13 protein-coding genes are annotated in these 18,297 nt (G+C 41.2%); 10 read left to right on the top strand and 3 right to left on the bottom strand.

Annotated features, from left to right (window positions below; all coding sequences use genetic code 11):
* The first annotated feature begins 27 nt into the window (after positions 1 to 27).
* The 4 genes from CDG79_RS04400 to CDG79_RS04415 all read left to right on the top strand — a co-directional run bounded on the left by CDG79_RS04400 (position 28) and on the right by CDG79_RS04415 (position 6,985).
* Complete coding sequence (locus CDG79_RS04400; RefSeq protein WP_094341043.1) at positions 28 to 405, top strand: response regulator transcription factor; 378 nt, start codon at positions 28 to 30, stop codon at positions 403 to 405.
* Between the two features lie 4 nt (positions 406 to 409).
* Positions 410 to 907, top strand: coding sequence for a chemotaxis protein CheW (locus CDG79_RS04405; RefSeq protein WP_094341044.1), 498 nt, complete (start codon positions 410 to 412; stop codon positions 905 to 907).
* A gap of 56 nt (positions 908 to 963) precedes the next feature.
* Positions 964 to 3,792, top strand: a complete 2,829-nt coding sequence (locus tag CDG79_RS04410) for a methyl-accepting chemotaxis protein (RefSeq protein WP_094341045.1) — start codon at positions 964 to 966, stop codon at positions 3,790 to 3,792.
* 139 nt (positions 3,793 to 3,931) lie between these two features.
* The gene (locus tag CDG79_RS04415) at positions 3,932 to 6,985 is read left to right on the top strand and encodes a hybrid sensor histidine kinase/response regulator (protein WP_094341046.1); all 3,054 of its coding nucleotides are present in this window, start codon (positions 3,932 to 3,934) and stop codon (positions 6,983 to 6,985) included.
* Positions 6,986 to 7,706: 721 nt separating this feature from the next.
* Here CDG79_RS04415 and CDG79_RS04420 read toward each other — a convergent pair.
* Positions 7,707 to 8,657 carry a 1-aminocyclopropane-1-carboxylate deaminase/D-cysteine desulfhydrase gene (locus CDG79_RS04420; protein ID WP_094341047.1) on the bottom strand — a complete coding sequence of 317 codons (951 nt, stop codon included), beginning with the start codon at positions 8,655 to 8,657 and terminating at the stop codon, positions 7,707 to 7,709.
* A gap of 208 nt (positions 8,658 to 8,865) precedes the next feature.
* Here CDG79_RS04420 and CDG79_RS04425 point away from each other — a divergent pair, with 208 nt between their 5' ends.
* From CDG79_RS04425 to CDG79_RS04435, 3 genes are all read left to right on the top strand, one after another.
* Complete coding sequence (locus tag CDG79_RS04425) at positions 8,866 to 10,596, top strand: diflavin flavoprotein (RefSeq protein ID WP_094341048.1); 1,731 nt, start codon at positions 8,866 to 8,868, stop codon at positions 10,594 to 10,596.
* A 138-nt stretch (positions 10,597 to 10,734) separates the two neighbouring features.
* Positions 10,735 to 11,256, top strand: coding sequence for a phosphate-starvation-inducible PsiE family protein (locus CDG79_RS04430; RefSeq protein WP_094341049.1), 522 nt, complete (start codon positions 10,735 to 10,737; stop codon positions 11,254 to 11,256).
* 36 nt (positions 11,257 to 11,292) lie between these two features.
* Complete coding sequence (locus CDG79_RS04435; protein ID WP_094341050.1) at positions 11,293 to 13,029, top strand: diflavin flavoprotein; 1,737 nt, start codon at positions 11,293 to 11,295, stop codon at positions 13,027 to 13,029.
* A 352-nt stretch (positions 13,030 to 13,381) separates the two neighbouring features.
* Here the strand turns inward: CDG79_RS04435 and CDG79_RS04440 are convergent, their stop codons facing one another.
* Positions 13,382 to 13,648, bottom strand: coding sequence for a hypothetical protein (locus CDG79_RS04440; protein ID WP_442946168.1), 267 nt, complete (start codon positions 13,646 to 13,648; stop codon positions 13,382 to 13,384).
* A 206-nt stretch (positions 13,649 to 13,854) separates the two neighbouring features.
* On the opposite strand from CDG79_RS04440, the gene CDG79_RS04445 reads away from it, so the two are divergent.
* Both CDG79_RS04445 and CDG79_RS04450 read left to right on the top strand, forming a co-directional pair.
* Positions 13,855 to 14,859, top strand: coding sequence for an ABC transporter ATP-binding protein (locus CDG79_RS04445; RefSeq protein ID WP_094341052.1), 1,005 nt, complete (start codon positions 13,855 to 13,857; stop codon positions 14,857 to 14,859).
* A complete protein-coding gene (locus CDG79_RS04450) occupies positions 14,860 to 15,672 on the top strand; it encodes an ABC transporter permease (protein WP_094341053.1) in 813 nt (270 codons plus the stop codon).
* Positions 15,673 to 15,734: 62 nt separating this feature from the next.
* On the opposite strand, the gene CDG79_RS04455 is transcribed toward CDG79_RS04450, so the two are convergent.
* Positions 15,735 to 16,082 carry a four helix bundle protein gene (locus CDG79_RS04455; protein ID WP_094341054.1) on the bottom strand — a complete coding sequence of 116 codons (348 nt, stop codon included), beginning with the start codon at positions 16,080 to 16,082 and terminating at the stop codon, positions 15,735 to 15,737.
* Between the two features lie 280 nt (positions 16,083 to 16,362).
* Here CDG79_RS04455 and CDG79_RS04465 point away from each other — a divergent pair, with 280 nt between their 5' ends.
* Positions 16,363 to 18,174, top strand: coding sequence for a GldG family protein (locus CDG79_RS04465; RefSeq protein WP_094341112.1), 1,812 nt, complete (start codon positions 16,363 to 16,365; stop codon positions 18,172 to 18,174).
* The last annotated feature ends 123 nt before the right edge of the window (positions 18,175 to 18,297 follow it).

Genomic DNA, 18,297 nt, shown 5'->3' on the forward strand with positions numbered 1-18,297 from the left:
TTAAGTTATTTTTTAGGAGATTTAATAGTGAGTCTGACTTTAATTGGCACAATTCTGATTGTAGAAGATTCTCCCAGTGAATTGGAATTAATGAGCCATTATCTCAAAGAGAGTGGTTACAACGTAATTAAAGCAAGTGGTGCAAAAGAGGGTTTAGAAAAAGCTGTGTTAGAAAAACCAGATGCGATCGTTACTGATGTAGTAATGCCAGAAATGAGCGGATTTGAGTTGTGTCGTTCTTTGAGAAGAAATCCGATTACTTCAAAAGTGCCGATTGTGATTTGTAGTTCCAAAAATCAAGAAATTGACCGTTTATGGGCGATAAGACAAGGTGCAGATGCCTACATAACTAAACCTTATACTCGCGAACATCTGCTACGTACTATTAAATCAGTGGTAATTTGAATCAATGACTAGTACAAACGTTACACTTCCTTTAAAACCAACTCAAAATAATTTAGCAGACGGTTATCTAAAGTTTCAGCTAAATCAACAGACTGCTGCGGTTTTATCAATGAAGCATACGCAAGAAGCAATTCTTGTGCCTATTGAATCTGTAACCCCAATGCCTAATATGCCCACCTGCATATTAGGATTAATGAATTGGCGGAGTCGGATAATTTGGGTAGTGGATTTGCCAAGAATGCTCAATTTAGAATCTCTTGATTATCGACTGCGGCAGTACAGTGCGATCGTTATTCAAGTGGAATCATTGGTGCTAGGTTTAGTTGTGCAAGAAATAAAAGGTACCACTAAGTTTATTCCTGATGATGTTCAATCACCTATAGGACAAGTGGCATCCAGTTTAGTTCCTTATTTATGTGGCTGTGTTGTCCAACAAGAAGAAATATTGCTGGTATTAGATGCACAAGCAATTGGGCAATCTTCTATTCTCCGCAGTGAGTAGGGTGTACTACTAAAAATTTTAGTGTTCTTATTCACATAGTTAGGAGAACTATTTTTATGTTTAATAAAACCAACGGAAATCAAGGTAGTAGCGCTCAAAATCGAGCATCACTGATTTCATCCCAAAAAATAACTGGTAGTGCCATCAAATTGCCAACTAAAAATAGTAGTGAAACGGCTAATAATTCTTCGCTAAATCAAGCTTTTGCCTCTTTTACAAAACTTGGATTGGCTAAGAAAGCGACTATTTTAGCGATCGCAATTGGTACAATACCAGTATTGGGCATCGGTGCGATCGCTTTTACTTTTGCCAACAAGTCTATTACTAAGCAAATTACCCAGTCTCAACAAGCTGAAGCCACTGGTTTAAGTGATAAAGTTAACCGTTTTATGTTAGGACGCTACGGTGATATTCAGGTAATATCAAGTTTGCTTTTTTTGACAAGTCCCCAAGCTAGTGTAAATATCACTACTCAACAAAAGCAAGCAGTCCTAGATCGAGTTGTCGAAGCCTACAAAGCTTATGACAGCGTTGCTGTTTTTGATCGTCAAGGTAACTTGATTGTCCAATCCACAGGCGAACCTTTAGATAACCAAAAAGACCTTACCTACTTTCAAGACGCTTTACAAAAAGATACTCCTGTCATCAGTAAACCGGAAGCAGTAAAAAACACTGGTGTAGTGAATATTTATATAGCTGCACCTGTGAAAGAGACAAGGACGGGCCAAACCATTGGTGTGGTCAGAGCGCGGATGCCCGTAAAATCTTTAGAGGAAGTCATCAAGAACTACGTAGCCAATGGACAACAATACTATTTGCTCGATGCTTCAGGAACAGTTTTCTTGAGTCCCCAAAAGGAATTATTGGGGAAAGAAGCAAAAGCAGAGTATTCTAATTTACCTAAACTGCTGGCAGCAAATAAGGTAGATAGCTTTATAGATGTTTCCAAAACTGACAAAAAACCAGAATTAGTCAGCTACGTACCAGCCAGTAGGCTAGACGGCTTACCAGATTTAAACTGGCAAGTACTTTTATCCACAGATACAGCAATTGTATTTGAGCCGCAAAGACAATTGTTGTGGACTATAGCCATCGGTACAGCAGTGACAGCATTGATTGTGGGTGCGATCGCATCTCGGTTAGCTAAACTGACTACACTGCCAATTATCACTGCAACTGCGGCATTAGCAAAGCTTGGTCAAGGTAAATTCAATACCCGTGTGGAAATCGAAAGTGAAGACGAATTAGGGGTATTGAGTGCAAATATCAACCTTATGGCCGAACAATTGCAGGTTTTAGTTAAGGAACAAGAAGTAGATATTGAAGGCGCAAAATTACTAGCAGATATTACCCTACGAATTCGGAAAAGTCTCAAAACTGAAGATATTTTTCACGCAGTAGTGAAAGAAGTTCAGCAAGTGCTAAAAACAGACCGAGTAATCATTTATAGTCTGAATCCAGATAAGCGGGATGGTGTTGTTGTTGCGGAATCGGTAACTGGTAATTGGCCAGAAATGCTCGGAGTGAAAATCGACGATCCTTATTTTCGGGAACGTTATCTCGAAACTTCTCATGATGGACAGATGCAAGCAATTGCCAACATTCATCAAGACCAAAGCCTGAAAAATGCCAACGGTTACATTCAATTTTTAGAAAAATTTGCTGTCAAAGGTAATTTGGTCGGACAAATTCTTGTCCAAGAGCAACTTTTAGGCTTATTAATTGCTCACCATTGCGAAACTGTGCGTGTTTGGCAACAGCCGGAAATTGACTTGTTTCAACAGATAGCAACTCAAGTCGGTTACGCCTTAGAACAAGCCAAGTTATTAGAAGAGATAGAACAAGTTAGGAATGTTGCAGTCACCGATTCTGACGATGAACGGCATCAAAAAGAAACACTGCAACAACAACTTTTAGAACTGCTCAACGACGTAGAAGGCGCAGCCAGAGGCGACTTGACAGTGCGTGCAGACGTGACGGCGGGAGAAATAGGCACTGTTGCCGACTTTTTCAACTCCATTGTCGAAAGCCTCCGGGATATTGTTACCCAAGTTCAACAAGCTGCCACCCACGTTAATACTGCCATTGGCTCTAACGAAGGAGCCATCCGCCACTTGGCAGAAGAAGCACTTACCCAAGCTGCCGAAATCAACCGCACTCTCGATGCTGTTGACCAAATGACCCAATCCATGAAAGCCGTAGCCGAAAGTGCCGAAAAAGCTGCTTTCGTTGCCAATCATGCGGCGCACACCGCTACCAAGAGTGGACACGCAATGGATTTAACAGTCCAAAATATCCTGTCTTTGCGGGAAACTGTGGGTGAAACTGCTAAGAAAGTGAAACGTTTGGGAGAGTCTTCGCAACAAATTTCCCGTGTGGTTTCCTTGATTAACCAAATCGCCATTCAAACTAACTTACTGGCCATTAACGCCGGTATTGAAGCAGCGCGTGCGGGTGAAGAAGGTCAAGGTTTTGCCGTAGTTGCGGAAGAAGTCGGCGAACTAGCAGTCAGGAGTGCCGCAGCAACCCAAGAAATTGAACAAATTGTTGAAAATATCCAACGAGAAACCAGTGAAGTGGTGCAGGCGATGGAAATAGGCACTACCCAAGTAGTGGAAGGAACTCGAATTGTGGAGGAGGCTAAACAAAGTCTGAGTGAAATTTTGGATGTATCCCTTCAAATTGACACCTTAGTGCAGTCGATTTCCACTGCAACTGCATCTCAGGTTGAAACATCGCAAAGTGTTAGCCAATTGATGAAAGATATTGCTGCTATATCACAACGCACCAGCGATTCTTCTCGTCAAGTTTCCCAATCTCTGCAACAAACTGTGGAAATTTCTCAGCAGTTGCAAGAGACTGTCGAGGCTTTCAAAGTTAGTTAAGTTTGTCATTTGTCATTTGTCATTTGTCCTTTGCTAGTGACCAATGATGAATGACTTTTGTTATTTGTCTGTTGTCTTTTTACTAATGACCAATGACTAATAACTAATGACCAATGACCAATAACTAAGGACAAAAACTATGTTACAAGACAAAGAATTAGAAATCCAGATGCAGTTTCTGGAAGAAGCAACTGATTACTTAAATACGTTAGAAGGTGTGTTGCTAGAAATCGATACTAGTAACCGCATCGATTTAGATAAAATCAATGCTGCACTCCGAGCCGCTCATTCTATTAAAGGTGGTGCGGGGATGATGGGATTTAAATCGCTAAGTCATTTATCTCACCGTTTGGAAGATTCCTTTAAAGTTTTAAAAACTAAAAAAAATTCTCTAGAAATTGACACCCAATTGCAAAGTTTATTGCTATCTGGAGTTGATTGGCTGCGTCAGATTGTCGAATTGCTTGCAGAAGGAAATGTTGTTGAAGATGCGTGGTTAGCAACCTTTTGTTACCCAGTTTTTGATGAGTTGCACGATCGCTTGGGCGACCCCACTCCAGAGGATGCCTCATCTATGCTATCCCCAGAGGATGGGCAAGATGTTATCCCCTTGCTATTTGCCACAGAAGTAGAAGAGTGTTTACAGCGTCTAGAATCTGTATTGGCAGATAGCCAACAGCCCGGTTTGCATGAAGAAATTGTCATTATGGCAGCTGAATTGGGCGGTTTGGGTGAAATGCTCCAGTTAGGAGCTTTTAGCAAGCTTTGTGAGTCAGTAACACAGCAATTAGAAACGGCTAGCAGTTCGCGTATTCCCGAAATTGCCCAGTTAGCATTGCAAGCATGGCGGCGATCGCAAGCTTTGGTGCTGACAAATCAATTAGATAACTTACCTACAGAACTTGATTTTGGTAGTTATACGCAATCCCAGCTACTATTACCACCAGCAGAAGCAATACCACAGCTTCCCCCCGCAGACACAGATATCGCCGATACAGAAGTAGTGCCAATATCTGTTTGGCAACCAGAAAATATTAGAGAAAATTGGACTAATGATGAAGCGTTGGCGCAGCCTAGTGCAGGTATCGCTGCTAATTTTACATTTGTAGATGCAGAGTTTGCAGATGATGTTAATGCTATCAATGTTACAGAACAAAATCCCATATTTGCTAGAGAAAATAATTCTCTAGATGCCAAATCTAGCGAAGGAAAAGGAGAGTCAAATGGCGTTGTTAAAGATCGGGAAATTCCTGAGAATAGCGTCCGAGTTCCCAGTAAACAACTAGAGCAAATTAATGATTTATTTGGGGAACTGATTGTTCAACGAAATGGCTTAAACTCGCAGCTAGAAAGATTACGCAAACTCGTTCGTAACCTGAACCAGCGAGTACAAGTTCTTGACCGGGAAAACCAGGATTTACGTATAGCTTATGACAAAATTTCTACTCAAGCTGCTACGTCTCCTGGCGTGGGGGTGCAAGCTGAAAATGGACATCAAACACAAGGCACAGAGAGGGAATTTGATGCTTTAGAAATGGATCGTTATAACGATTTAAACCTGCGATCGCAGGAAGTTATGGAAACCATTGTTCAGGTACAGGAAGTTACAACTGATGTGCAACTCAGTGTAGATGATACAGACCAAATTGCTCGTAAAATCAACAAAACATCCAAACAGTTACAGACAAAGTTAAATCACATCAGAATGCGGCCGCTATCCGATTTAACCGAACGTTTTCCTAGAGCTTTGCGCGATTTAAATGTAGAGTATGGGAAAAATGTCCAGTTAAAAATTGAAGGTGGCAACACGTTAATTGAACGCAGCATTTTAGAAACATTAAACGAACCTTTAATGCATCTCTTAAGGAATGCTTTCGATCATGGTATCGAAGATTCTGGCACTCGCCGTCTTCTGGGTAAACCAGAACAAGGATTGATTGAAATTACAGCTAGTCACCGCAGTAATCGTACCCTCATTACTATCCGTGATGATGGTTGGGGCATTTCTTTGGAGAAAATCCGCACCCGCGCCCTCGCTATGGGATTGGATGCTTCATTACTAGCTAATGCAAGTGATGAAGAACTATTATCACTAATTTTTGAACCAGGTTTTACCACCTCCGAGCAAGTTACAGCATTATCTGGTCGCGGTGTCGGTATGGATGTAGTTCGTAACAACCTCAAACTGATTCGAGGAGATGTGAAAGTTGATACAGAACCAGGAGTTGGTACTACCTTCACCCTATCAGTACCATTTACACTTTCCGTTGCACGAGTTCTGTTGGTAGAAATCAACAAAATGTTATTGGCATTTCCCACAGATGTCATTTCAGAAATATTCTTACTCCAAAACGAGCGAGTTTTTCAAATGGCAGGTAGCGAAGTTCTAAATTGGCAAGGAACTATGCTGCCACTGATTCGCCTGACTCCTTATTTAGAGTTTAATTGTCTGCGTTATGATACCTCAGAATTAGAGACTCCGGCAGCAATTAATGCTAACAGCGTGTTAGTAGTCAAAGGGAATAATCAGCCAGTAGCAATCCAAATAGACCGTTGCTGGGGCGAACAAGAGGTTGCTATTCGCCAAGTTGAGGGAAATATACCTTTACCGGAAGGCTTCAGCAACTGCACAATTCTCGGTGATGGTCGAGTAGTGCCACTAGTTAATGTTAATGAATTGCTGTATTGGATTGCTACAAATCGCCGGACTCCTAAAGGTATTCAATTACCATCGGCAAGGTTAAAAACGCCATTCTTGATATTTGATGAAAATAAAATATCAGCAGCGTCTGTTAAGCAGAAAGGCACAATTTTAATCGTAGATGACTCGATTAATGTTCGCCGCTTTTTAGCTCTGACTCTTGAAAAGGGAGGTTATCAAGTAGAGCAAGCTAAGGACGGTCAAGATGCTTTAGAAAAACTCCATAGTGGATTGAGAGTTGAGGCGGTAATTTGTGATATTGAAATGCCTCGTCTAGATGGTTATGGCTTTTTAGGTAAGGTAAATTCCGACGTTGATACAAAAAATATTCCAGTTGCGATGCTGACTTCTCGTAGTAGCAATAAACATCGGCAACTAGCTATGCAATTGGGGGCGCGGGCTTACTTTTCTAAACCTTATAACGAGCAAGAATTACTCCAAACGCTGGAGGAGATAATTCGTAATGTCGCAGAGAAGGCAGCTTCTAATTGATAATTCATAATTAGATTTCATATATTTTGTAGGGTGCGTTAGCCTTTGGCTAACGCACCCTTTGTTTTATAGTGCCTTGGCGACCAGAAGTCGCGGCTATACAGACAAAACCCGCCTGTGCGGGTTAAAAAGCTGGGTTATGTTCAGTAATAATCGCCCAGCTTTTGCGTAATACTATTTGTATTATTTAATTCAATTTGTAGCGAATTTATGATAACTGTAACACTGACGGCTGTTGCTACTGCGATCGCAACTACGCTTTGGACTAAACAGGGTTAGCGCGTCTCAAACCCTATTGACAAGAGGAGTTGATTGATCGGTAATTGGGTTTAAAACAAAGTGGTACTATCCAAGCTAGGGTAAGATTTAATCCATCTAGCTGCAACCTCTTCCGTAGCTTATTCAAGAGCAATAAGTTTGTCTTATTTACTTTACCCTGCTTTATTTAATAGTAATTTTTTTACTGATTTTCGTCCAGAAAGTATAGCAGTTCCTGCATTATTGCTCCTCATTTAGCTAAACGTCAAACCATTAAGCTAATTAGTAAAGATCGTCCGTCGGAAAAATATAACGATATTTTTAAATACATACTTCTAGATTTAATAAATAATAAATCTGAGTTCATTCCTGATTTAATATATCAACTTAAAAATAGTTCTAATTTCAAACTTGTATATGAAACTGATAACGTTTTTTTGTTTGTAAAAGTGTGATATATTTTTTACTGTCGCAAGTATCGCTTCTCCATACCGATGTTGCCTTGCAAGCCGCCTGTGTGTACCAGCAGCAACGAATCGCCTCTACCAAAAAATCCCTGTTTTAGTAAATCCATCACTCCGTAAAACATTTTGGCGGTATATACGTAATCAAGGGGGACATTATGTTCTTTCTTGAATTGTTGGCTAAACAGCAGCAATTCATTGTTCACCTTTGCATAGCCGCCAAAGTGATAATCACATACCAATTCCCAAGGAGCGGGAGAGTTAGATGGTGTAGGTAAATCAGAGGTGAGGTAATTTGTCAATAAACTTTCGATTTCTTGTGCGAGAAATGCGCCATTTTTTAGAACGGGAAAAGCGATCGCTCTTTGTCCTTCATGCAACGAAAGCGCAATCCCTGCTAGTGTGGTAGCTGTACCGCAGGCTACGCATATACGATTAAATGCGTAGGCGTAGCCAGCCGTAGGCATCGCATCGCCAACAATCTCTGTACAGCCGCGCACACCATTTAAATTACTCCCACCTTCAGGAATGATAAACACCTCACCAAAGCGTTGTTGCAGATATTCCTCTACCACTGCTGTGTTGCGCTGTCGATACATCTCGCGATTCAGGTATACAAGCTGCATACCCTGTTGGATAGCAAAACTCAGCGTCGGATTTAGTGGTAGCGTCTCCTCTCCACGAATTACACCAATGGTACGAAAACCGAAAAGATTACCAGCTGCCGCAGTTGCATAGATGTGATTAGAATAAGCGCCCCCAAAGGTTAACAGGGTTGTGAAATATTTCTCCTTGGCCTCTAAAAGATTGTATTTTAGCTTGAACCACTTATTGCCGTTAACCCACGGGTGCATCAAATCCAGACGCAGCACATACAGATCCACACCAGCACTATGAGCGATTTCGCTGTTGATTTTTTGTATGGGAGGAGGAAAAAATATTAAGGACATTCCTAAAGATTCTAACTGATTATTTACATTTTCTCACATTCATTATTGATGGTAAACATTGAGTAATTCAATGGTAAATCAATATAAATGATGAATAAAACTTTCTGATGATTAGCTTTAGAAATTAGCATTTTACTAATTGAGTATTTCAGGTCAATATAAGAAACATAAAGCTCGCTTCAGACAACAATCTTTTTGGAGAAAACAAATGGTTGCACTCATCCAGCCCACTCAAGTTACTCCCAACTCAGGACGTTTGACAGTTCAAACTGTTGAAATTGCTCCTCAAACAACTGCTATTCGTTGTCTAGACTGGGATAGAGAGCGTTTTGATGTCGAGTTTGGTTTACGGAATGGTACGACCTATAATTCTTTTTTAATTCAGGGAGAAAAAGTTGCCTTAGTTGACACATCTCACCGTAAGTTTGAGCAATTATATCTTGAGATACTGGTGGGATTAATCGATCCGACTAAAATAGATTATTTGATTATTAGCCATACAGAACCAGACCATAGCGGCTTAGTAAAAAATATTTTGCAATTAGCTCCCTCCATTACTGTTGTCGGTGCTAAGGTAGCTATTCAATTTTTAGAAAATATGGTTCACCAGCCTTTTAAATCAATGCAGGTGAAAAGTGGAGAGCGATTAGATTTAGGCAACGGACACGAATTAGAATTTATCTCTGCACCTAACTTACACTGGCCTGACACAATCTTTACTTATGACCACAAAACTAGCACTCTCTACACCTGTGATGTGTTTGGGATGCACTACTGTGATGACCATACTTATGATGAAAATATCACCTTACTTGAGGAAGATTTTCAATATTATTATGATTGTCTTATGGGCCCCAATGCTCGGTCTGTTTTAGCAGCTTTAAAGCGCATTGAAAAGTTAGAAATAAAAACAGTTGCTACAGGACATGGGCCGTTACTACAAGAATATATTTCAGAATGGCTTGGACGTTATCAAAACTGGAGTTTAGAACAAGCAAAAACAGAGGCTTTAGTAGCTCTATTTTATGTTGAAGATTATGGGCATAGCGAGCAGTTAGTCCGTACAATAGCTCATGGGTGCGCGAAAACAGGCGTGGCTGTAGAATTATTTCCTCTCAATAGTTCCGAACCTCAAGAAGTTAGAGAATTAGTTGCACAATCTTCTGGTTTAGTAATTGCAATGCCACCCCAATCTTCAGCGATAGCTCAAGCTTCTTTAAGCACTATTTTAGCTGCTATTCATAAGAAACAGGCAATTGGTTTATTAGAGTCGGGAGGGGGAGAAGATGAACCCATTTATCCTTTACGCAATAAGTTTCAAGAACTGGGATTAACTGAAGCTTTTCCTCCTATTTTAGTTAAAGAAATTCCTACCCCAGCAACGGAACAGCTTTGTGATGAAGCGGGGACAGATATGGGTCAATGGTTGAACCGCGATCGCACTATTAAACAAATCAAATCTATCAATACCGAGTTAGAGAAAGCTTTAGGGCGGATTAGCACAGGATTATACATCATCACCGCCAAAAAAGGAGAAGTTCAGAGTGCAATGTTTGCTTCTTGGGTAACACAAGCCAGTCTTGAGCCTTTAGGAGTTGCGATCGCAGTATCCAAAGACCGGGCAATTGAGTCTTTGATGCACGTTGGCGATCGCTTTGTTTTAAATGTTTTAGAAGAAGGGAAATATCAAGGATTAATGAAACATTTCCTCAAACGTTTTGCTCCTGGTGCAGATAGATTTGCGGGAGTGAAAACATATCCAGCTAAAAATGAATCGCCCGTTTTAGCTGAAGCTCTAGCTTACATGGAATGTGAAATCACCAGCCGTATGGATTGTGGAGATCATTGGGTAATTTATAGCACAGTCCAAACTGGAAGAGTCGCCAAGCTAGATGCACTTACCGCCGCCCATCACCGAAAAATTGGCAATCATTATTAAATAGTCATTTGTCATTTGTCATTGGTCATTGGTCATTGGTCATTGGTCATTCTCCTTGTCCTTGTCCCATTGTCTCCCTTATTTACCCTGATTCCTACAGACGCGATGAATCGCGTCTCTACAAACTCCCAAAAAACTATGTATAAATCTGTTGAGAATACTCCGATTACTATGTACGAAATCAATCGGGGGCGCGTTGTGCGAACCTTGGAATTTATTCAAGATATAATTGTAATTTCTCTGTGTATCGGTTTATTTAGCTTCATGGTGCTTCAGGTGAGAGATATGTTTCTCTCCTTACTTCCGCCTCTAGATTTTCATGCTGTTACTGCCGATATTCTCTTTTTACTCATCTTAGTTGAGTTATTTCGACTACTGATTATTTACCTACAGGAACATCGAGTATCTATTGGGGTAGCTGTTGAAGTTTCCATTGTTTCTGCTTTGCGAGAAGTAATTGTTAAAGGTGTTCTAGAAACTAATTGGAGTCAAATTTTAGCAACTTGCGCCTTTTTATTAGTACTGGGAATACTACTATTTCTACGAGTTTGGCTACCCCCTACCTTTGAAGGTATCGATCCGGAACAAGAAGCATCTAAACGCTATAGAAGCAGAGCCAAGTCGGAACTAACACAAACCAATGGCCAGCATAATTCGTAATTCGTAATTCGTAATTCGTAATTAAGAGAGAATATTATGTCCACTGCCACATTAACGTCTAACCATAGCAAAGATGTACAAGTTGCTGAAATTGGTAAAAATACTCTGATTCTCCGATCGCGGACTTGGGACAGATTAAAATTTGAGGTGGAATATTCCCGCCAACGGGGAACTACAGCAAATTCTTATTTGATTCAAGCTGATAAAAAGGCTTTAATTGACCCTCCCGGCGAATCTTTTACCGAAATTTACCTTGAGCAACTTGCACAACATCTAGATTTCATTACCCTAGATTACATTGTTCTCAGTCATGTCAACCCGAACCGGAGAGCAACTTTGCAAGTATTGCTCTCTCTGGTTCCTCAAGCCACTCTCATTTGTTCTCGTCCCGCCGCTAATGCTCTCAAAACAGCCTTTCCCGAATTTGAATCACCTATTCAAGCAATGCGATCGGGCGATACTCTAGATTTAGGACAAGGACATCTTCTCTCATTTGTCACCGTACCTACTCCCCGGTGGGCTGATGGACTTTGTACTCATGATTCTGCAACAAAAATTCTCTACACAGATAAACTTTTCGGCGCTCATGTTTGCGAAGATACTTTGTTTGATGAAGATTGGAAAGGGTTAGATGCGGAACGTCGTTATTATTTTGAATGTCTTCATGCGCCCCAAGCCAAACAAGTTGAAGTAGCTTTAGATAAAATCTCGGTTTTGGGAGCCAGATGTTATGCCCCAGCACACGGCCCGGTTGTCCGTTACAGCCTGAGTCGTTTTACCTATGATTACCGTCAATGGTGCCAAGGGCAAAAATCTCAAGAATTGAGTGTCGCTTTGCTCTATGCTTCGGCTTATGGAAATACAGCAATTATGGCGAATGCGATCGCTCAAGGTTTAATTCAAAATGGTATTAATGTAGAATCAATCAACTGTGAATTGGCGGATTCTGCCGAGATTAACCGGATTGTAGAAACTTCCGATGGCTTGATTATCGGCTCACCTACATTAGGCGGACATGCACCAACTCAAATTCAAACCGCTTTAGGAATAGTTCTCTCGGTGGCGGCTAAAACTAAGTTAGCAGGGGTGTTTGGTTCCTACGGTTGGAGTGGCGAGGCAATAGATTTAATCGAAAGCAAGCTCAAAGATGCTAATTATCAACTAGGGTTTGAAACAATTCGGGTGCGTTTTAGCCCTACTCCTGAAATTCTTCAGCAGTGTGAAGAAGCAGGTGCTTTCTTTGCCCAAAACTTGAAGAAAACCAAAAAATTGCGGACTTCCCGCCAGATTGTCACAGAAACCCATGTAGATCGTACCGAACAAGCGGTGGGGCGGATCGTTGGTTCTCTGTGTGTTGTGACAACTCGTGATGAAGAAACTCACAAAGGGGTTTTAACTTCTTGGATATCTCAGGCAACTTTTAACCCGCCAGGAATTATGATTGCGATCGCAAACGAGCAGAATGCAGAGTTAATGCATCATCCTGGCGATCAATTTGTGCTGAATATCCTTAAAGAAGGCAGAAATGTCCGACGCTATTTTTCTCGTCACAGCACTTTAGGCGATAATCCCTTTGCTAATCTTTCCACAAAAACTGCTGATAATGGTTGTTTGATTTTGAACGAGGCATTAGCGTATTTAGAATGTACGGTGCAAAATCAGCTTGAATGTGGCGATAGATGGTTAATTTATGCCGTCATCAATCATGGTGAAGTGTTGGAAAATGATGGTATCACTGCCTTGGAACATCGAAAATCTGGCAGCTATTATTAATGTGACTGTTCAGGGTATTTGAAAAACCTCACTTCTATTTCTCTCTCCTAAAAAGAGAGAGACTTTGAATTTTCCCCCTTACCAACGTGGGAAGGGGGTTATATCATGTCCCCCAAATTACCCATAATAAAAGAACCCCTCCCCGCAAGCGGGGAGGGGAGACAAAGCATAGCTTTGGCGGGGTGGGGTTCTTCGGGTTTAATAAGCAATCAAGTGGACATGATATTAGGGGATTAGGCATTTCTTTCTTCTCTTTGTGTCCTTTGCGTCCTTTGCGTCCTTTGTCCTTTGCGGTAGCCTGCGGCAAGCCGTTCGCGTAGCGTCTCGTAGAGAAGCGTCTACGTTAAAAAAATTAACTTTGGGAAAGAGCTTTAGCCTTAACTAAACTGTATTCTTTTAAAGATGCAATGCGATTGTTCCGACTAACAATGCGATTGTTTCGCCTAACAATGCGATTGTTCCGACTAACAATGCGATTGTTCCGACTAACAATGCGATTGTTTCGACTAACAATGCGATTGTTCCGACTAACAATGCGATTGTTTCGACTAACAATGCGATTGTTCCGACTAACAATGCGATTGTTCCGCCTAACAATGCGATTGTTCCGCCTAACAATGCGATTGTTTTTACAAGATTTAGAAAACCTTTCTTTTCATTAAGAGGAGAGAGGTTTTAATTTTTCTCCTTTCTCTAATATGCAAAGGGATTAGAGTTTTCAGGAACTTTACCCGTTGTCGGCTAATCTTAGTGCCAGTCCCCCATACTCAATATTGCGATCTAAGATTGTTGGGTATCTTATAAATTGCGATCGCCACTATACGGATGATTGAAGTTGAACATCTGAGTAAAATATACGGCTCTACCCCAGCGATTACTGATGTTACTTTTAGCGTCGAACCTGGGGAGATTTTAGGGCTTCTTGGCCCCAATGGCGCTGGTAAAACCACAACCATGCGGATTCTGGCTGGTTATTTACCGGCAACCAATGGTAATGCCCGGATTGCTGGTTATGATGTCCATGAAAATTCTCTGGCTGTGCGCCAACGAATTGGTTACTTACCCGAAACACCGCCGTTATATCCAGATATGACGGTTGAGGGATTTTTGCATTTTGTCGCCCAAATTAAGGGAGTATCAGCAGGCGATCGCCCCAACAAGGTGACAGGCGCCATCAAACGCTGCAACTTAGAAGATAAGCGGCGAGTGATTATTCGCAAACTCTCTAAAGGATACCGCCAACGTGTAGGAATTGCTCAAGCGATCGTCCACGATCCACCGGCAATCATTCTCGATGAACCCACCGTTGGACTCGATCCTCGACAAATCATAGAAGTGCGGAATTTAATCAAAAGCCTCGCTGGTACTCATACAATTATTCTTTCCACGCACATTCTGCCAGAAGTGAGCATGACTTGTAGCCGCGTCGCCATCATTAATCGCGGTAAAGTTGTTGCAACTAATACACCAGAAAACTTGATGACTCAGTTGACAGGTGGTTCAGGATATGAATTAGAAATAGAAGGAGAAGCTGCCCTAGCGAAACAGGTATTGCAAAATGTTGCAGGTGTGAGTCTGATAGAATCAATTCCAACCGCCGGAGGACATCAACCGCAGACAAATCGCGCTTACCTGCGGGTGATATCGCAACCGGGAAAAGAACCAGGAAAGGATATTGTGGCAACATTAGTGCGTGCAGGCTTTGGTTTACATGAACTGCGACGAGTTAACGCTACCTTAGAAGATGTGTTCTTGCAACTAACCACAGAAGAAAAGAACTTCGAGACTGAGGTAGACTTAGCAGCAGACAAAGAAGGAGAAGCAGCGTAAATGGGTATAGTGCTGAGTAATATTATTGCCATTTATCGCCGAGAGTTACAGAGTTATTTTGTATCGCCTTTAGCTTATGCGATCGCAGGCATATTTTGGTTCATCGCCGGGTTATTCTTCGTGATGATTTTGCTAGGGCCAGATGGCATTTTGGTAGGAGTGGCGGCCATAGATGCACAAGGGCAACAACTCGGAGTGCCAACACCGCCGATAGATGTCCCTTACGAATTTATCCGAGCATTTTTAGATCGTATGGGGTGGCTATTGTTATTTATCTTGCCGATTCTCTCGATGGGACTCTATGCCGAAGAACGGAAGCGCGGCACTTTAGAACTATTAGCCACATCACCGATTACCAATTGGGCGGTAGCTGTAGGTAAGTTATTAGGTGTGCTAACATTTTTTACTACGATGGTTGTACCCATGCTAGTGTTGGAAGCGATCGCAATCAGTGGATCGAATCCACCAATGGCATTCTCAATTCCCTTACTGGGTCATTTTGGATTAATCTTACTAGCAGCAGCAATTTTATCTGTAGGAATGTTTATTTCTTCCTTAACAGACAGCACAATTCTGTCTGCCGTTTTCACATTTGCAGTAATTTTATTATTGTTATTGATTGATTTAATCGCCAAAATTGTCCCTGGCCCCGTGGGCGAAGCTTTAGGTTATCTGTCGTTGCTGAAAAATTACAACACCTTAATTCAAGGAATTTTTGATACCAGTGCCTTAATTTTATTCGCTAGTTACATTTTTTTGGGCATCTTTCTCACCGCTCAATCAATAGATGCACTGCGATTTCAAAGGCAATAGTCATTCGTCATTTGTCATTTGTCATTTGTCATTTGTCATTTGTCATCTGGTACATTGCCAATTTAGTTTAGGTAGGAGTTTAATTTTGGTGCTAATTCGTTAATTATAGTTTTGATTGTATTTATCTGTTTGCTAGTTAAAAGGTTACGAGTGTAAGCTCGTCTTAGCCAATGTTGAGTTTCATTCAAAGAACCTCTCGCTATCCTTATAAACCGTCTATTTTCTTGAAAACTACCTCTTCCTACACCTTCTGCTATATTGGCACCGATACTATCTGCCGAACGAACAATCTGTTTACCAATCGTATCTTTTGCAAAAAAGTTCCATCCTTCAACAATTTTCCAAATGTCATCTGATAATTGTTCTGACAATTGATACACCTGTAATTCTTGAAAACGCTTTGTAGCCATTTATTCAGTCAGTTATCTCGGTAGTTTTTATTTCATCAATTTTCGTGCATATATTTTGAATTGTCACTAATCTTTGATACATGACCAATGACAAATGACAAATGACCAATAACAAATGACAAATGACAAATGACAAATGACCAATAACAAATGACAAATGACAAATGACAAATGACAAATGACAAATGACAAATGACAAATGACAAATGACAAATGACAAATGACAAATGACAAATGACAAATGACAAATGACAAATGACAAATGACAAATGANCAAATTATGAATATAGTTGCAAAAAAGAAACTGTGGAAATATCTATTTTGGTTTGGCCCATTCCTAATTGCTGTCGGCTTAACAGTTGGGTTAGTCTCTGAAAAGTGGGGACTAATTCCATTAGCATTTCTGATTACGGGAATTGCCATTAGTGGATTTGGAATAATATGGCAAAGCTATGAGACTAACTGGTGGAAACGTCGTTCTACCCAAGCCGGCACTAATGCCTTAGTAGCAACTCTAGCAGTGTTGGCAATTTTGGGATTGATTAACTTTTTGGGTACTCGCTACCACTTGCGGGCAGACTTAACAGAAAGTCAATTGTTTACCCTTGCGCCGCAGTCACGAGAATTAGTGAGTGTTTTACCACAACCAGTTAAAGTGTTGGTATTTGATATTAACCAAAATCCCCAAGACCGAGAATTACTAGAAAATTATCAACGGCAAAGCTCAAAATTTCAATATGAGTATATCGACCCTCAAGCTAAACCAGGACTTGCAGAAAAGTTTGGCGTTAAAGATTATGGGGAAGTTTATTTAGAATCGGGCGAAAAACGGCAATTAGTACAAACAGTAAATCAAAATGAGCGTTTGTCAGAAATCAGATTAACTAGTCGGCTGCAACAACTAACAAATTCAACTACAGCCAAAGTTTACTTACTCCAAGGTCATGGCGAACGCCAACTTTCGCCTGGTAAAGATGCAATATCACAAGCTGTTCAGGGATTAGGCGACAAAAATTTCACAACATCACCCTTGAATTTAGGAGAAACTTCCAAAGTTCCTCAAGATGCGTCTGTAGTGATAGTAGCTGGCCCCAAGCGAGGGCTATTTGAAGGCGAAGTCAAAGCTTTGCAAGAATATCTTAATCGCGGTGGTAACTTACTGCTGATGATCGATCCGAATACCGATCCCAAACTTAACAGCTTGCTACAAGAGTGGGGTGTTCGTCTGGATAATCGTTTAGCAGTTGATGTCTCTGGCGAAAGCGTAGTCGGACTTGGCCCTGCTGCACCCTTAGTCACAGAATACGGGCAACATCCAATTACCAAAGATTTCGGTAACGGCAATTCTTTTTATCCGATTTCTCGACCACTGGAAATTACCTCTGTGCCTGGTGTTCAGGCTACTCCATTGCTACGAACCAAACCCTATCCCAAAAGCTGGGCAGAAAGCGACCTCCAAAGCGAAAAATTGGAGTTTAATGAAGGTAAAGACCTGAAAGGGCCTTTAACCTTGGGCGTTGCTTTAACAAGAAAACAAGCAGCTAAATCTGCTTCCATTCCCCAAGCTGCACCGACACCTTCACCCCTGCCATCACCAACCACTCAAGGCAAAGCTAGCCCCACTCCTTCCACCTCCCGCAGGACTCCGCAAGCTTCACCTCTGCCATCACCAACCACTCAAGGTAAAGCTAGCCCTACTTCTTCCGCCTCCCGCAGCACTCCACAAGCTTCACCTTTGCCATCACCAACCACCCAAGGTAAAGCTACCCCCACTCCCACATCTGCGGCTACTGCTTCTCCAACTCCCTCATCTCAAACAGCTACTGAGTCGCGGTTAGTAGTTTTAGGAAATTCCAATTTCGCCACCGATGGCTTGTTTCAACAGCAATTAAATGGGGATGTATTCCTCAACTCAGTTACTTGGCTGAGTCAACAGGATCAGCAACCCCTTTCCATTCGCCCCAAAGAACCGAAAAACCGTCGGATAACCCTGACAACCATGCAAGGCAATTTTTTAATATTGTCATCTCTTTTAATTTTGCCTTTAATTGGATTTGCGATCGCAGTTATTATCTGGTGGAAACGACGATAGACGCGATTAATCGCGTCTGTACAAGAGTTAGGAGTTATAAATACTAACTCTTCACCAATGACAAATGACAAATGACAAATGACAAATGACAAATGACAAATGACAAATGACAAATGACAAATG

This window comes from Nostoc sp. 'Peltigera membranacea cyanobiont' 232, from assembly GCF_002245985.1.
GTDB lineage: Bacteria > Cyanobacteriota > Cyanobacteriia > Cyanobacteriales > Nostocaceae > Nostoc.

What these genes read in the sequence shown, in the direction of transcription:
- CDG79_RS04405 (WP_094341044.1), top strand. Translation starts at nt 410, where the DNA reads ATGACTAGTACAAACGTTACACTTCCTTTAAAACCAACTCAAAATAAT.
- CDG79_RS04410 (WP_094341045.1), top strand. Translation starts at nt 964, where the DNA reads ATGTTTAATAAAACCAACGGAAATCAAGGTAGTAGCGCTCAAAATCGA.
- CDG79_RS04415 (WP_094341046.1), top strand. Translation starts at nt 3,932, where the DNA reads ATGTTACAAGACAAAGAATTAGAAATCCAGATGCAGTTTCTGGAAGAA.
- CDG79_RS04420 (WP_094341047.1), bottom strand. Translation starts at nt 8,657, where the DNA reads ATGTCCTTAATATTTTTTCCTCCTCCCATACAAAAAATCAACAGCGAA.
- CDG79_RS04425 (WP_094341048.1), top strand. Translation starts at nt 8,866, where the DNA reads ATGGTTGCACTCATCCAGCCCACTCAAGTTACTCCCAACTCAGGACGT.
- CDG79_RS04430 (WP_094341049.1), top strand. Translation starts at nt 10,735, where the DNA reads ATGTATAAATCTGTTGAGAATACTCCGATTACTATGTACGAAATCAAT.
- CDG79_RS04435 (WP_094341050.1), top strand. Translation starts at nt 11,293, where the DNA reads ATGTCCACTGCCACATTAACGTCTAACCATAGCAAAGATGTACAAGTT.
- CDG79_RS04445 (WP_094341052.1), top strand. Translation starts at nt 13,855, where the DNA reads ATGATTGAAGTTGAACATCTGAGTAAAATATACGGCTCTACCCCAGCG.
- CDG79_RS04450 (WP_094341053.1), top strand. Translation starts at nt 14,860, where the DNA reads ATGGGTATAGTGCTGAGTAATATTATTGCCATTTATCGCCGAGAGTTA.
- CDG79_RS04455 (WP_094341054.1), bottom strand. Translation starts at nt 16,082, where the DNA reads ATGGCTACAAAGCGTTTTCAAGAATTACAGGTGTATCAATTGTCAGAA.
- CDG79_RS04465 (WP_094341112.1), top strand. Translation starts at nt 16,363, where the DNA reads ATGAATATAGTTGCAAAAAAGAAACTGTGGAAATATCTATTTTGGTTT.